General features: G+C 64.3%; 13 protein-coding genes. 7 read left to right on the top strand and 6 right to left on the bottom strand.

From position 1 onward, the window contains the following. Position 1: 1 nt before the first annotated feature. Positions 2–898, top strand: coding sequence for a hydroxymethylglutaryl-CoA lyase (locus IG627_RS03000; RefSeq protein ID WP_193189792.1), 897 nt, complete (start codon positions 2–4; stop codon positions 896–898). Positions 899–1,017: 119 nt separating this feature from the next. After that, entirely contained in the window at positions 1,018–2,262 is a 1,245-nt protein-coding gene (locus IG627_RS02995; protein ID WP_193189790.1) for a DUF945 family protein, read from the top strand. A gap of 52 nt (positions 2,263–2,314) precedes the next feature. Here IG627_RS02995 and ppc read toward each other — a convergent pair whose 3' ends face one another. The 4 genes from ppc to alaE all read right to left on the bottom strand — a co-directional run bounded on the left by ppc (position 2,315) and on the right by alaE (position 7,931). After that, positions 2,315–4,978, bottom strand: a complete 2,664-nt coding sequence (gene ppc / locus IG627_RS02990) for a phosphoenolpyruvate carboxylase (RefSeq protein ID WP_319024482.1) — start codon at positions 4,976–4,978, stop codon at positions 2,315–2,317. Between the two features lie 428 nt (positions 4,979–5,406). Next, entirely contained in the window at positions 5,407–5,760 is a 354-nt protein-coding gene (locus IG627_RS02985) for a DUF4870 family protein (RefSeq protein ID WP_193189786.1), read from the bottom strand. Positions 5,761–5,844: 84 nt separating this feature from the next. Next, complete coding sequence (locus IG627_RS02980) at positions 5,845–7,218, bottom strand: ATP-binding response regulator (RefSeq protein ID WP_193189784.1); 1,374 nt, start codon at positions 7,216–7,218, stop codon at positions 5,845–5,847. A gap of 206 nt (positions 7,219–7,424) precedes the next feature. Continuing rightward, a complete protein-coding gene (gene alaE / locus IG627_RS02975; protein WP_193189782.1) occupies positions 7,425–7,931 on the bottom strand; it encodes an L-alanine exporter AlaE in 507 nt (168 codons plus the stop codon). 252 nt (positions 7,932–8,183) lie between these two features. Between alaE and IG627_RS02970 the strand changes: the two genes are divergently transcribed. Together IG627_RS02970 and IG627_RS02965 are read left to right on the top strand one after the other, a co-directional pair. Then, complete coding sequence (locus IG627_RS02970) at positions 8,184–8,729, top strand: PadR family transcriptional regulator (protein WP_193189780.1); 546 nt, start codon at positions 8,184–8,186, stop codon at positions 8,727–8,729. Positions 8,730–8,835: 106 nt separating this feature from the next. Beyond that, entirely contained in the window at positions 8,836–9,330 is a 495-nt protein-coding gene (locus IG627_RS02965; RefSeq protein WP_193189778.1) for a DUF1203 domain-containing protein, read from the top strand. A 64-nt stretch (positions 9,331–9,394) separates the two neighbouring features. On the opposite strand, the gene IG627_RS02960 is transcribed toward IG627_RS02965, so the two are convergent. Further along, the gene (locus IG627_RS02960; protein WP_226864655.1) at positions 9,395–10,540 is read right to left on the bottom strand and encodes a beta-ketoacyl-ACP synthase III; all 1,146 of its coding nucleotides are present in this window, start codon (positions 10,538–10,540) and stop codon (positions 9,395–9,397) included. Between the two features lie 231 nt (positions 10,541–10,771). After that, entirely contained in the window at positions 10,772–11,473 is a 702-nt protein-coding gene (locus IG627_RS02955) for a ComF family protein (RefSeq protein WP_193189776.1), read from the bottom strand. A gap of 201 nt (positions 11,474–11,674) precedes the next feature. Here IG627_RS02955 and bioB point away from each other — a divergent pair, with 201 nt between their 5' ends. From bioB to bioC, 3 genes are read left to right on the top strand one after another with little or no spacing between them, the layout of a single operon-like run. Beyond that, a complete protein-coding gene (gene bioB, locus IG627_RS02950) occupies positions 11,675–12,739 on the top strand; it encodes a biotin synthase BioB (RefSeq protein ID WP_193189774.1) in 1,065 nt (354 codons plus the stop codon). Further along, positions 12,736–13,941 (top strand): 8-amino-7-oxononanoate synthase, encoded by a 1,206-nt coding sequence (gene bioF / locus IG627_RS02945; protein WP_193189772.1) that lies wholly within the window; start codon positions 12,736–12,738, stop codon positions 13,939–13,941. The genes bioB and bioF overlap by 4 nt, the downstream gene beginning before the upstream one ends. Then, positions 13,938–15,518 (top strand): malonyl-ACP O-methyltransferase BioC, encoded by a 1,581-nt coding sequence (gene bioC / locus IG627_RS02940; RefSeq protein WP_319024481.1) that lies wholly within the window; start codon positions 13,938–13,940, stop codon positions 15,516–15,518. The genes bioF and bioC overlap by 4 nt, the downstream gene beginning before the upstream one ends. Position 15,519: the final 1 nt, after the last annotated feature.

The following is a 15,519-nucleotide window of genomic DNA, read 5'->3' as shown; positions in this document are numbered from 1 at the left end:
GGTGAGCCTTCCGAAACAGGTAAAAATGGTCGAGGTGGGCCCCCGCGATGGCCTGCAGAACGAGAAGCAACCCATCTCCGTCGACACCCGCATAGCGCTGATAGACCGGCTCAGTGGCAGCGGCCTGCCGGTGATCGAGGCGGGCAGCTTTGTCAGCCCGAAATGGGTGCCGCAGATGGCGGCGAGCGAGGAGGTACTGGCGGGCATCCGGAGAAAAACCGGCACCGTCTACAGCGCGCTGACGCCAAATATGAAAGGCTACGAGCGCGCGCTGGCGGCGAAGGCGGACGAGGTGGCCGTGTTCGGCGCAGCGTCAGAGGCCTTCACCCAGAAAAACATCAACTGCACCATCGCCGAGAGCCTGGAGCGCTTCCGTCCTCTGCTGGAGCAGGCGCAGCGCGACGGCATTCCGGTGCGCGGCTATGTCTCCTGTGTGCTCGGCTGTCCCTACGAGGGCGAGATAGATCCACTCAAGGTCGCCGAAGTGAGTGGCGCGCTGCTGGAGATGGGCTGCTACGAGATCTCCCTCGGCGACACCATCGGCGTGGGTACACCGGAAGCGGCCAAGCGCATGATCGAACAGGTCAGCGCCAAGGTGCCGCTGGAAAAGCTGGCGGTGCACTTCCACGATACCTACGGCCAGGCGCTGACCAACACCTACGCGGCGCGGCAGAGGGGTGTGGCTGTGGTGGATCCCGCCGTGGCCGGCCTCGGCGCCTGTCCCTATGCGAAGGGCGCATCCGGCAACGTGGCCAGCGAGGATGTGCTCTATATGCTGGATGGCCTGGGCATAGACACGGGTGTGGATCTGCAACTGCTGGCGGACGCCGGCAACTTTATCTCCACCGAACTGGGGCGCGAGAGTAATTCCCGCGTGGCCAGGGCGCTGACCGCCTGATTCATGCCGGTAGAGTGCGCCGTGCGCACCATTGGCCCGAGCGGTGCGCACGGCGCACCCTACGGTAGACACGAGAATTTGCTAACATCGGCGCAACCTGTCCCGATCGAATGTTTGCCATGAAACTACTGCGCCTGTCCCTCTTCTCCCTGCTCGGCCTCGCCGTGGCCACCGCCCTGGCCGCGCCCGGATTTATCGGTCCCAAGGTCGAGGAAATCTGGAAGCAGCAGCTGGGTCGGCTGCAGGGCGGCAGTATTGCCGACTACCGGCGCGGCTGGTTCGGCGCCGAGACCAGCACCGAGCTGGAGAGCCCCGAGGGCAGCACCCAGCTGCATACGGATATCCACCACGGCCCGCTGCTGCTGACCGCCCGCGGCCCGCGCATCGGTCTCGTGTACAGCGAGACGCGCCTGTCGCTGGAGCAGCTGGCCCCGCAGCTGCGCGCCCAGCTGGAGAAGATCTACGGTCGCCTGGAGCAGAGCCCGCTGGTACTGGAGTCCCTGGTCAAGGCGGACAACCGGGTGATCAACCATCTGCGCCTGGAGCCCTTCAGGCGCAGCGATGGCAGCGGCGAACTGGTGTTCGACGGTGGCGAGGTACTGATCGAGACCGACTACAGCGGTGCCCTGTTGACCGGCACGCTGCAGATAGGCTCACTGCAGCAGACCCGGGGCGGGCAGGAGAAGCTGTTTACCGAGCCGGCCAGCGGCGAATTCCAGTTTGTTCCCGGCAGGGGGGGCGATATCTCACTGCAGCTGCCGCTGTTGCGCGGCGAAGCCGAATCCGGCCCGCTGGAACTGCGCGATGTCAGCCTCAAGCTGAACCTGGAGCAGCTGGCCGCGGGCAGGTTGAAGCTGGTCAGCGACCTGCAGCTGCCGCAGGTGCAATCGGCCACGCCGGTGACTTCGCTGCAGCAGCAGATGACCCTGCCGCAGATTGCCGCCGCCGACCTGGGGCACTACCTGCGCGCCCTGCTGCCGGCCGCCGAGCGCGACTGGCCGCAGACCATGCAGCGACCGCTGCAACTGCAGCAGCAGTTGGCGGTGCAATCCCGCAACGGGCCGATTCTGGTGGATGCGGATGTCGACTGGCGCGGCATGCGGTCGAGGGGGCGGCGGGCCGACAATGCCGTGGATCAGTGGCTGGTGCCGCTGACCGGTTCCATGACTTTCAGCGCCGCGGAGCAGGCACTGATACAGTCGCCGCTGGTGGGTCAGGTGATGATGCTGCGCCAGTACGGACTGCTGCTGGAGGACAACGGCGAGCTGCAGATGCACCTGCAGGTGGACCGGGGCCAGTTGCAGGTCAACGGCCAACTGTTGCCGCCGGACCTGTTTATGCTGGCGTTGACCGGTAATTTCTAAGGCAAGTCCCATCCGGGAGCGGCCGGACCGCTCCCTTCCAGGCTTCCGCCCATCACCCCGTATTGCGCATCCCCGCGGCTATGCCGGCGATGGTGACCATCAGGGCGCTCTCCAGTAGCGGATCTGTCTCCCGCTCGCGCAGGCGCGCCATCAGCTCCGCCTGCAGCAGGTGCAGCGGATCCGTGTAGGGGTCGCGCACGCGGATGGACCAGCGCATTACCGGATTATTGTCCAACAGACTCTCCCGACCGGTGAGCCGCTGCAGCGCGCTCACCGTGTGGGCCAGGCGCTCGCGCAGTGTGTCGCCGAGGCGGATCAGTTCGCTCTCGCCGGTGAGGCGCTCTTCATACCAGGAGGCGACACGGGTGTCGGTTTTGGCCAGCACCATCTCCAGCATATCCACGACACCCTGGAAGAAGGGCCAGTTCTCGTTCATCGCGCGCAGGGTGTCAGTCTCATCGGCGTGCTTCAGTGCGCTCTCCAGTGCCGCGCCGGTTCCCAGCCAGGCCGGCAGCATCAGGCGAATCTGCGTCCAGGCAAAGACCCAGGGAATGGCGCGCAGCGTCTCCACGCCGCCGCCGGGCTTGCGCCGCGCCGGCCGGCTGCCCAGGGCCAGGCGGCTGAGTTCGGTCTCCGGTGTCACGGTGCGCAGGTAGGCCACCAGCGCCGGATCGTCGCGCACTACCTGGCGGTAACTGCCCACCGACACTTCGGTCAGGCGATCCATCTGTGCGCGCCACTCTGCGCGCGGCTGTGCCGGCGGCATCAGCGTGGCCTCAAGGGTGGCGGCCACATACTGTTCCAGGTTGTAGGCCGCCACCTTGGGGCGGCCGTACTTGAAGCGGATCATTTCGCCCTGCTCGGTGACGCGGATTCGGCCCGCCACCGACCCCGGGGGCTGCGACAGCAGCGCCATGCGAGTGGGCGAGCCGCCGCGGGAAATGGATCCGCCGCGGCCGTGGAACAGCGTCAGCGGAATGCCGTGGTTCCTGAAAATGGTGGTGAGCTGTTCCTGGGTGCGAAACTGGGCCCAGGCCGCGCCCAGGAAGCCCGCATCCTTGGCGGAATCGGAATAGCCGATCATCACTTCCTGGCCGTCGAGCACGCGCTGCTTGTACAGCGGGATATCGAGCAGCGCGCTCATGGTGGCGGCGGCATTGTCGAGGTCGTCGAGGGTCTCGAACAGCGGTACCACGCGCATCGGCCGGCGCACGCCGGCGATCTTCTGCAGCAGCATGACCGCCAGTACATCGGAAGATGTCCTGGCCATGGAGATGACGTAGGCGCCCAGTCCCTCCGGCCCCTGCTCGGCGATCACCCGGCAGGTTTCCAGTACCTGCGCTACATCGTCTTCGCAGAAGTCGCTGCTGTAGAAGGCCTCGTCAACCAGTGGCCGACGGCTGTCCAGCTCGGAGAGCAGGAAGCGGATCCTCTGCGCTTCGTCCCAGTCCGCGTAGCCGCCCAGCCCCAGGTAGCGGGTGATGGCGTCCAGCGCCTCTGTGTGACGGGTGGATTCCTGGCGGATATCCAGGCGCAGCAGCGTGATGCCGAAGCAGTTGAGGCGGCGCAGCGTGTCCTTGAGCTGGCCGTCGGCGATGGCGGCGAGGCCGACGGCGCGCAGGGAGCGGTCGATCAGGCTCAGCTCGTCGAACAGTTGCCGGCCGCTGGTGAAGCCCTCGCCCCCGGGTTCCGGTTGCCCGTTGACCCGCGCTTCCATCTGCGCGCGCGTGGTGCGCAGGCGATCGCGGACACTGCGCAATACCAGGCGATAGGGTTCGTGGCTGGGGCCGGTGCGCGCCAGCAGTTCGTCGCTGGCCCTGTGCATCGACAGGTCGGCCAGCAGGTTTTCCACATCCCGCAGGTAGAGGTCCGCCGCCATCCAGCGGGCCAGCTGCAGCACTTCGCGGGTCACCGCGGCGGTGACATTCGGGTTGCCGTCGCGATCCCCGCCCATCCAGGAGGCGAAGCGGATGGGCACCCAGTCCACCGGCATCGGCGGCAGCCCGGCCAGCTCCAGCTCCGCCTCTATTTCCCGCATGCCCTGTGGAACAGCCTGCCACAGGGACTGTTCGATGGTGGCAAAGCCCCACTTGGCCTCGTCCACCGGCGAGGGTCTCTCGCGCCGGATCTCGTCGGTGCTCCAGGCAGAGAGAATCTGTTCGCGCAGGTGACGGCGCAGGTCTTCCAGCTCCTCCTGGGTGAGGTCCGGCCTGTCCAGGGCAGTGAGCAGGTCGGCGACCCGGTCGTATTTGCGGATCAGTGTGCGGCGGGTGACTTCTGTGGGGTGGGCGGTGAGCACCAGCTCGACGGAGAGTCCCTCCAGTACCGTGCGAATATTCTGCCGGTCGATATCGGCATTGTTCAGCTCCGCCAGCACCTGGCGCAGGCCGCGGTCGGTATCGGGATCGCCGGGAAATCGCTGGTGATGTCGGTGCAGCCGCTCGCGGTGGCGCTGCTCGGCAATATTGGCCAGGTTGAGGAACTGGCTGAATGCGCGCGCGACTTCCAGCAGGGTTGCATCGTCGAGGGGATCCAGCAGTTCGCGCAGTCGGTCGACCTGCATCTCCCCCTGGCTGCGGCTTTCCACCGCCGCCTGGCGAATGGTTTCAACGGTGTCGAACAGTGGCTCACCGGCCTGTTCCCGCAGTACTGCACCCAGCTCTTCACCGAGCAGGCGCACGTCCTCCCGCAGAGGGGCATTTTTATCCTGGTTCACGAAGCTTTTCTCCCTGGAAGAACGAGGCGCACATCTTCGCATATTTCGGCGGTTAAGCGTCGCTGCGGCGGGATGCTTCAACGGCGCTACTTGCTGAAAATCCCTGGATTTCGCTATTTTTTGGCGCATTCGGAGTCGCGTTTGTTGAACTGGTTTTCAATTTCGCACAGCAGCTACTAATTACACGAAAATACTGAAATGAATGTCATATCCTGTGGTAAACAGGCAGAAACAATCTTGCAAGTTCCGCGGCTTCAATCGCGCGGGACTTAATTTCTTATGCAAATTGGGGATTTGAAGACGATTACAGGAGTGGGAGCCCGGCTGTGATCCGGGAAAGTTTCAGTTGTATCGAAACGGACGGGAGTTGAGGGCAGCGCGGCCTTATGCCGCGCCCAGTTTCTGCACAGTTGCAGGTGCAGAGTGGATCAATAGGCGGGGCGGTTATCCGCCAGCGCCAGCCAGCCGCGGATTACCCGGTAGACAGCCCACACCCAGGCGATGCCCAGGATCACAAAGCCCAGGCCGAGCAGCCACCAGGTCAGTGAGCCGATCACCGTCCACAGCAGCCAGAACCAGAAGGTGCGTATCTGCCAGCGGAAATGGGATTCGGCCAGGGTGCCACGCACGTCGCCGCGCTTGAAATAGTTGATCAGCACACCGACAAAAAAAGGCACGGCGGTGAACAGGCTGATGGCCTGGATCAGGTAGACGAGGGTGGCCAGGTCGCTACCGCTCTGCTCGCGGGCTTCCTGGGTCCTGGTGGGATACTGCTCGGTCATGGTTCTTCTTCTCGCAGGAATATCAGTTCAATAGTGTGCGGGCGGCCTGCAGATATTCAAGCTTCAACTCGGCCGCCCCCGGGCTCACCTCAGCGCCCACTCGGTGTGCACATTCTCCTCGCGCCAGGCCTTCAACTGCTGGACGGAGGCACGCATCAGGTTCAGCAGCTCGGTACGCTGGTGGCGGCAGTACTCCCGCTCGCTGTCGATCGACAGGCGCGCGGCCAGGGCGCGCAGGCGCGCGGCCACCGCCTCCAGGCCTAACTCCTCGGCGCTGGCGGCAATGGCCTGGGCCTGGTGCTCGGCGTCCGGCCAGTGGCGGCCGGTGAGGGCGCTGGTGAGTGCGGTGGTTCTCTTCGGCAGTGTGGCGCTGCGGTCGCTGAGCAGCTCCGCAAACGGCAGGTGGCCGAGGGTGTCCCGCTGCCGGCACAGGGTACTGGTGTTGAGCAGGCGCGTGGGGCGCGCCGGCTTCTGTTCGCCGGTGTCGCGTGCGCGGCGACCGGCCCAGCTGAGCAGCTGTTGCAGCTGGAAGTCGGAGACCGGGCGCGCCAGTACGCCGGTCAGGCCGCGGTCCCGATAGCGCTCCCTGTCGCCGGCGCGCGGTTCGCGGAGCAGGGCGAAGATCGGCAGCTCGCGCCCGGCACCGCGGCGAATCTTCTGCGTCGCCTCGACACCGTCCATCAGCGGTAGGTGGCTGTCGATCAGTATCAGGTCGAATTCCTTCTGCAGCGCCGCGTCGGCGCCGTCGACACCATTGTTTTCCCGTTGCACCCTGTGGCCGCGGCTCTCCAGTGCGTTGCGCAGGGATTCATCGTTGTCGTTTTCCACCAGCAGTATCGACAGTGGCCGGCTTTCCGCCTTCGGCTGCTGAGCCGGCAGCTTCAACTCGACAGTCTCCAGCCCGTCGCATTTCTGCAGTTCCTCCATCGACTTAATGGCAGTTTGCAGCTGGCGCTGTGCCATCGTCACCAGCTGTGTGGTTTCGCTGGCGCCGCTGCGCGCGAGCAGGCCCAGGGTGCCGCGCAGTGCCTCCAGGGGCTGGCGCAGATGGTGGCCGATGATCGCCAGCATGTCGGTGTTTTCCTGCCGCTGCCGCTCGAGGTTTTTGCGCGCCTCGGCCAGCTGCTTTTCACGGGAGGACAGCTCGGTGCTGTAGGACTGCAGTTGGCGGTGGAGGTTGCTGTTGTCGATTTTCTGGGCCGAGGCTCTCTGTGTGGCCTCTGCGGTCTCCCGGCCCAGGCGCAACCACAGAGACAGGGCCAATGCCGAAATCGCCAGCAGCGCAGTGGCGAGCAGCGCCGGCCAGAGCAGGGCGACCTGGGTATCGGTGAGGGAGGGAGAGGCCGCAGCGGCAGCTGCCGACCACAGGGTGCTAGCACTCGCCAGGCCGCCGAGGGTAGCGGCGCGCAGGGCAAAGCCGGGAGAATGGGCTTCCCCGCGGGTAATGGTCTTGGTCATCCTTGTTACCAGTTGTGTTGGCGCGGACTAAATCCAGCAGTCCGCTTTTATTGTTTTGAGTCGTACCTCCAGAGGTTTCAGGTCAGTTTGATACTGCAATCCGGCGGTGCATACAAGTGAAATTTGCCGCTGGGCGAGCAGTCGCGTGTACGTGAGTGCTAACTGGTGGTGGCCGATAGTTACCGCAGTTTGCCGAATAGAGTCTCTCAGGCGAGCGCGCGCGGCTCTGCCATGGCGGGGTTGTCCTTCCATACCCGGCGCAGCCAGTCGAGATAAATTCCATAGGGACGGCCGAGGGCGCCCGCGATCAGCATAAAGGTGGCGCTGGCAGTGGCCATCTCCGCCCAGCTGGCGCCGCCGAGATACATATTGCCCAGGTAAAGCGGCAACTGGAAACTCAGGAACACGAAGGTGTCCACCAGGTAGGCGTGCAGGGTGCCGCGGCCACCAAAACGGCCCATCACCCAGTTGCGGTAGAGGCTGAACGGCCGCGCGATCAGCGTATTGAAGATCACCGCCAGCAGTCGCACCTTCAGGTGCTCCTGCCAGCTCATGCCCGCCAGCACCAGTTCTATGGGTACGGCGATGGCCCAGGAAAAGCTGTTCATCGCAACTATGTCCAGCAGCAGCTCGCGGCGGCGCGCGGGGGTGTCCGCGCCGCTTCCGGCGGCGGTTTCCGGGGCTATGGTATCGGCGGGCGCAGTGGCGGACATGGGGGTACAGCTCTCTGGGTACAGCGGGCCGCGACTCCGGGAAAGTTGCGGCCAATTACGGCAGGCGATTATATCCACTACTTGTGTAAAATCTAGTCTTTCATATCAATATAATCGCAATATCGATATAACCATCCTATTGTTACAGTTTTTAGTAATCTGAATATTTTAAATCTGTCCGGGCGGTCACATAGTCACCGCCGGCCGCAGGGATTAATATGCAATTCTTTGCATAGTCCGATCGGAGCCCCCATGTCCCTGCGCTACGCCGTCCTCACCCTGCTGGATATAGAGCCCGGCAGTGGCTACGACCTGAAACGCCGTTTCGAGCGCAGCGTGTCCCATTTCTGGAGCGCCAGCCACCAGCAGATGTACCGCGAATTGCACAGGCTGCACGACGAGGGCCTGCTGGACTGTACCGAGCAGCCCCAGGCCGGCAAGCCGGACAAGAAAATCTACAGCCTCACCGACAGAGGCCGCGAGGCACTGCGAGCCTGGGTGCAGCAGCCACCTCCCGCGCAGAAGATTCGCGAGCCCTTCCTGATCCAGTTGTTCGCCGGCCACCATCTGAGTCGCGAACAGGCGCAGGATGCGGTGCAGCGACAGCTGGATCAGCACCGCGCGTTGCTGGACAGCTATCTCGAGCAGAATGAGAAGGTTCTGCACAGCGACCCGAAGTTGCAGGAACAGTACTGGCTGGCACACCAGACACTGCTGCTGGGGATAGAGGCGGAGAGAACCTGGATCGAGTGGGGGGAGAAGATGCTGCGGAAACTGGGAGAGCCGGATAAACAGTAGCGACCCCCTCCGCGATTTGCCCAATGCGACTTCCGAATCCGGCCGGTATCGGCGGTTGCCATCCAATACCCTGCCTCTCTCCACAACAAGCGGGAAGAGCGCAGCCATGATTTACACAGTAACCCCCATCCGCGAAAATTTTTTGCGCAAAGCCAGGGAGACAGGCCTGGACGACCTGGAGCAGCCAGTGCGGCAGATAGTGGCCGAGGGCGGCGAGCCCTGCCGCGATGCGCTGCGGCGGGCGCGGCCGGGGGAGAAAATCCTGCTGGCCAGCTACTGTCCCTTCACGCGCCCCGGGCCCTATCGGGAATACGGACCTGTGTTCGTGCTGGCGCAAGCCGAGGAAAAGCCCGCAGCCCGGATTGAGCTGCCTTTGCCGAACAACAGCGCCGGGGATTATTGGAAAGCGGGCGCGCAACTGGTGCTGCGTGCCTACAGTGCGGAAGAGGATATAGCGGCGGCGCAACTGGTGACGCCGGAGCAGATTGAAGAGAAAGTGGCCGAGTATTTTGCCCGGGAGCATATCGACTTCGCACTGCTGCGCTTTGCCGCCTACGGCTGCTATGCGTTGCGCCTGGACAGGGCGATGGGCAATCGATAGCAACTGCCGCTGAAAATGTAAAAAGGCCAGGCGTTATCCCGGCCCTTCAGTCTCGCGCGGCAGCTCAAAGGGCGATTTTCTCCACCACCAGGCTGCCGATCGAATAGCCGGCGCCGAAGGAGCAGATAACCCCGCGGTCGCCGGGCTGCAGGTCGTCACTGTGCAGGTTGAAGGCGATCACGGAGCCGGCGCAGCCGGTGTTGGCGTAGCGGTCCAGTACTATGGGGGCGCGCTCCTCGTTGGCGCCGTCGCCCATCAGCTTCTTCGCGATCAGGTTGTTCATATTGATGTTGGCCTGGTGCAGCCAGTAGCGGCGCACCTCCGCCGGTTCACTGCCGGCCTCGCGCACGTGATCCTCGATATGTGCGGCGGCCATGGGGCAGACTTCCTTGAACACCTTGCGGCCGTTCTGGCGGAACAGCTTGCCTGGGCCGAAAGGATCCACGTCTGCGGCGCGGGCGGTGTAGCCGAAGTTGGAGCGGATATTGTTGGAGTAGACAGTCTTTGCCCTGGTGCCCAGCACCTCCCAGGCGCTGTCAGCGCTACAGCTCTCGCGCCGCTCCACAACACTGGCCACGGCCACGTCGCCGAAAATAAAGTGGCTGTCGCGATCGGTGTAATCCACCTGGGGCGAGGCCAGTTCCGGATTGATCACCAGCACCGCGCGCGCGGCGCCGGAACTGATGGCATCCACGGCGCGCTGCAGGGAAAAGGTCGCGGAGGAGCAGGCCACTTCCATATCGAAGGCGAAGCCGTCGATACCCAGGGCTCCCTGGGTCTCAATGGCGATGGCGGGATAGGCGCGCTGCAGGTAGGAGGCGCCGACGACAACCATATCGATATCTTCGGGCTTCTTGCCCGCCTTCTCCAGCGCCAGCTTTGCGGCCTTGAGGCCCATTTCCGCCTGCAGGCACAGCTCGTCTTCGGCGCGCTCCGGCAGGTAGGGGCGCATGCGCTCCGGGTCCAGTATGCCTTCGCGGCTGACCACAAAGCGGCTCTTGATGCCCGAGGCCTTTTCGATAAATTCCGCCGAGGACTCCGGTTTTGCCGCCAGTTCGCCGGCCTCGATTTTCGCGGCATTTTTGCGGTTGTAGAGGGCCGCGTGGGCGTTGTAGGCGTCCACCAGCTCCTCGTTGCTGATCGACTCCGGCGGCGTCCACAGGCCGGTGCCGCTGATTACTATGCTCCGCGGCAGCTTGTTTTCACTCATCGCTGATTTCCCCGGCTCGCGGCAAACGAAGCGCGAGCGACTAGTCACTAATTTAAACCTTAGCAGTGCCGGCCCCCGGTTGAGGCGCGGGTGCCAGCCCTGAAAATTGCGGCTATTGCGACCGGCGCCGCATCTGGCCCGGTCCTTGGATGCATTTGGCGCCCAATTCCGCTTCGAGCGTAATTGTGACGGGAATGTCTATTTCGGTCCATGTCCGGTCGGGCCGACCAATCAGGGTGTTCTGGCCAGTGTATAGGCGCTGACCTTTACCGCGCCGGTATCGAGCAGGGTGCGGGCGGCGGCATCCAGGGTGGCGCCGGTGGTGATGACATCGTCCACCAGGCCGATATGCAGGCCATCGACGGGGCGGCTGGCGACAAAACTTCCCCTCAGGTTGCGCAGTCGCTGCGCCCGCTTCAGCTGCTGCTGGGTGTCGCCACCGGCCAGCTTGCGCAACAGGCGCGCATCGACCGGAATCCGCCAGCGGCGGCCGAACTCGGTCGCGATCAGCTGCGCCTGGTTGTAGCCGCGACTCCAGTAGCGGCGCCAGTGCAGAGGTATTGGCACCAGCAGGTCCGGCTGCTCTATTCCCGGGGAGAGATGCTCGGCGGCCAGCTGCGCCAGGCTGTGGCCGGCGGCGAGATCATTGCGGTATTTGAAGCGCTGCACCAGCTGGCCAATGGGAAAGGCGTAGTGCCAGGCGGCGCTGGCGGTGGCGAAAAAGGGCGGCTGCTGCAGGCAGCGGGCACAGACATTCGCCCCCGCAGCGAGTGGCAGGGCGCAGCGCATACAGGCGCTGTGCAGACAGGGCAACTCGGCGGCACAGGGCGCGCAGAGGCCGCTGTGGCTGGCCATGTCGCCGCACAGCAGGCAGACCGCCAGACGCGGCGGGGAAAAAAGTGACGAAAAGTGAGTTAGCGGTCTGTAAACCATTCCCTGGCCCTCTGGTTGACAGCGAACCGGCCCCCGCTACACTGGCGGCTTCGATGCACCGATCACAACTGTAGGAGCGGCCCATGGCCGCGATCAATCTTTCGGGCTCTTTACCGGCCGGCTTTTCCGATCGCGGCCATGGGCCGCTCCTACAACGATAACTACCGGGGAGAATTAAGCCCAGTGACTGCCGCCCAGCAAATGCCCCTAGCCTCCGTCGATTACAACAAGAGTCGCCACGACTGGACCCGCCAGCAGGTACTGGACCTGTTCGCACTGCCGTTCAACGACCTGCTGTTCACCGCCCAGCAGGTGCACCGCCAGCACTTCGATGCGAACCGGGTGCAGGTGAGCACCCTCTGCTCCATCAAAACCGGCGCCTGCCCGGAGGACTGCACCTACTGCCCGCAGAGCGCCCGCTATGATACCGGCCTGGAGCGGGAAAAACTGATGAAGGTGGAGAAGGTGGTGGAGGAGGCCCGCGCGGCCAAGGCCAGCGGCGCCACCCGCTTCTGCATGGGCGCCGCCTGGCGCTCGCCGAAGAAAAAGGACATGTCCTATGTCACCCAGATGGTCAAAGAGGTGAAATCACTGGGGCTGGAAACCTGCATGACCCTGGGTATGCTCTCCGACGAGCAGGCTCAGGACCTGGCGAATGCCGGCCTCGATTACTACAACCACAACCTGGATACCTCGCCGGAATATTACGGCGAGATCATCACCACCCGCACCTACCAGAACCGCCTGGATACCCTGGCGAACGTGCGCGCGGCGGGTATGAAGGTCTGCGCCGGCGGCATCATCGGCCTCGGTGAGGGGGAAAAGGATCGCGCCGGCCTGCTGATGCAGCTGGCCAACCTGCCGGATCACCCGGAATCTGTACCCATCAATATGCTGGTGAAAGTGGCTGGCACGCCGCTGGCGGACAACGAAGACCTGGATCCCTTCGAGTTTATTCGCTGCATTGCCGTGGCCCGCATAATGATGCCGAAATCCCATGTGCGACTCTCTGCCGGCCGCGAGTCCATGAACGACGAGATGCAGTCTCTCGCTTTCCTCGCCGGTGCCAACTCCATTTTCTACGGTGAAAAGCTGCTGACCACCGGCAATCCGGAGGCGAATAAAGACATGCAACTGTTCGCCCGCCTCGGCATCCAGCCCGAGGAGTACCAGCAGTACGAGGACGAAGTGGCAGTAGAGGCGGAGCTGCAGGCGCAGATCTCCGAACAGCAGAGCGATCCCTATTTCTACGACGCGGCAAAATGACACTGACCGAGACGCTGCGCCGGCGCCTCGACGAGCGGCGCGCGCAGAACCTCTATCGCCAACTGAAAACCCTGGACGCCGCGCCGGGGCCGCGGGCGATCGTGGACGGTCGCGCACTGCTGACCTTCAGCAGCAACGATTACCTGGGCCTGGCCACCCACCCGGACGTGATTGCCGCGCAGCAGTCTGGCGCCAGCCTCGGCGCCGGCACCACCGCCTCGCACCTGGTCAACGGCCACCTGCGGATTCATCAGCAACTGCAGGACACCATAGCCGATGTCACCGGACGCGAAGCGGCACTGGTCTTCTCCAGCGGCTATATGGCCAATATCGGCACCATCTGCGCGCTGGTCGGTCGCGGCGACAACATCATTTCCGACCGGCTCAACCACGCTTCCCTGATCGACGGCGCGCGCCTCAGTAGCGCCGCCAGCCTGCGCTTCCCCCACAATGACCTGGACGGCCTCGAGCGACAGCTCGAGCGCGCGGCGCAAAACGGCGGCAACACATTGGTGGCGGTGGACGGCGTCTACAGCATGGACGGCGACCTGGCGCCGCTGGCACAGATGGCCGAACTGTGCCGCAAACACAATGCCTGGCTGATGGTGGATGAGGCCCACGGCTTCGGCACCATGGGCGGATTAGTGGGCAGCGAACAGTTTCCGCTGGCCGGCAGCATCGCCGCCGCCGGGCTGACCCAGGACGAAGTACCGGTAATGATGGGGACCCTGGGCAAGGCCGCCGGCAACGCCGGTGCCTTTGTCGCCGGCTCGCGGGAGCTGATCGATTTCCTGGTGCAGTTCGCGCGCCCCTATATCTATACCACCGGCATGCCGCCGGCGGTGGCCGCCGGTTGCCTGGTGGCGATAGACGTAATGCAGCGGGAGCCCGAGCGGCGTGTGCGCCTCGGCCGCAATATCGAGTTTTTCCGCGCGCGCGCGGCGGGGCTCGAACTGCCGCTGGCGCAATCCGCCAGCGCGATACAGCCGCTGCTGCTCGGCTGTGAAAAAAAGGTAGTGACCGTCGCCGCCGAGCTGCAGGAGCGGGGTTTCCTGGTCGGCGCCATAAGGCCGCCGACAGTGCCCGCCGGCACGGCGCGGCTGCGCATTACGCTGAGTGCCAATCACAGCGAGGCGCAGATTGAGCAACTGCTTGTAGCGCTGGCAGAATCCCTGCGCACTTTTCCAGCGGTGACATCGTGAATCTGGTATTCGTGCACGGCTGGGGCTGCGACAAGCGTATCTGGCAGCCGCTGCTCGATGCGCTGTCGGCCCGACCGGAGTTTGGCCCCAACGGTTCGATTGCGGTGCTTGAGTTGCCCGGTTTCGGCAACAATTCCGGCCAGCCCTGGCCCGGTGAAGAAGCACTGTTGCAGCAGCTCTACGAACAGCTGCCGCAGAGCTGCCTGCTGGTGGGCCACTCCCTCGGTGGCATGCTGGCCGCGCGCCTGGCGGCACTGCCCGGGCAGGAAAAAATATCGTCGCTGCTTACCATCGCCGCCAACGCCAACTTCGTGCAGCGCGGAGACTGGCCCGGTATGGATCGAGAGACCTTCGCCACATTCCGGCAGTCGGTGCACGATGGGCCGCAATCGACCTGGGAAACATTCTGCGGCCTGCAGGCCCGCGGCGACGCTGCGATGCGTGCGGTATTGAAGCAGTTGAAACAGTGGCGACCGCAGTCGATAGATGGTGCCTGGCTGCAGGCACTGGACTGTCTCGGCAACCTGGATAACCGCGAAACCCTGAAAGAGATATCGGTGCCGGCGCTGCACCTGTTCGGTGAAAAAGATACTCTGGTACCGGCTGCGGCAGCGGAACAAGTCCGTGCACTGGGCACAGCCGTGGAGATACTGCCCGGCTGCGGTCACGCGCCGCAGATATCCCGGCCCGAATGGATTGCCGAAAAGCTGCGCGAGTTTTTGCACCAGACCCCTGGGGGCGAATCCCGGGTTCGCCCGGTACAACCCGACGAATCGCCGTTCGACAAGAGCGCGGTAGCCAGATCCTTCGGCCGCGCAGCCCAAAACTACGACAGTGCCGCGCATCTGCAGCGCGCCGTCTGCCGCCAGCTGCTCAGCGAAGCCGACAGCGTCCGGGCACCGAAGACAATCCTCGATCTGGGCAGCGGTACCGGTTACGGCAGCGAGCTGCTGCGCCGGCGCTTTCCACAGGCGCGCATTATCGCCCTGGACCTGGCCGAGGGCATGCTGCAATTCGCGCGCAGCGAGCGGCCGGTGGCGGATTTCCATATCGCCGCTGATGCCGAGCAATTACCCCTGGCAGACGGCAGCGTGGATCTGGTCTTTTCCAGCATGGCGCTGCAGTGGTGCTACAGGCTGCCGCAGTTGTTCGCGGAATTGAACAGGGTGCTGGCGGATGGCGGCCGCTGCCTGGTGGCGACCCTGGGACCGGGCACGCTGAGCGAACTGAAGGACAGCTGGAGCCGGGTGGACGACGGTGTGCATGTAAACCGTTTCCTGTCCCGGAGCGAGTGGATCAGTGCCGCTGCTGCAAGCGGCCTGCCGGGCGAGCTGCGTATCGAAGAGAGGGTGCTGCACTTCGATAGCGTGCGGGAACTGATGCGAGAGCTGAAGAGCGTCGGCGCACACAATGTGAATCGCGATGCCGGGCGCGGGCTGATGGTCCGAGGAAAGCTGCGCCGGCTGGCGGAGGCCTATGAGCCGCTGCGCAGCGCTGCGGGCCTGCCGGCCAGTTACGAGGTGATCTATCTGAAGCTGGCGCAGGTTGCGCGGACGAAACTGGTAAGGGGCGCCTGAA

Origin of the sequence: Microbulbifer taiwanensis, assembly GCF_014904815.1 — a bacterium.
GTDB classification, from domain to species: Bacteria; Pseudomonadota; Gammaproteobacteria; order Pseudomonadales; family Cellvibrionaceae; genus Microbulbifer; species Microbulbifer taiwanensis.
Note: the sequence above shows the minus strand (reverse complement) of the source record. Positions and strands in the feature narration are given on the sequence as shown.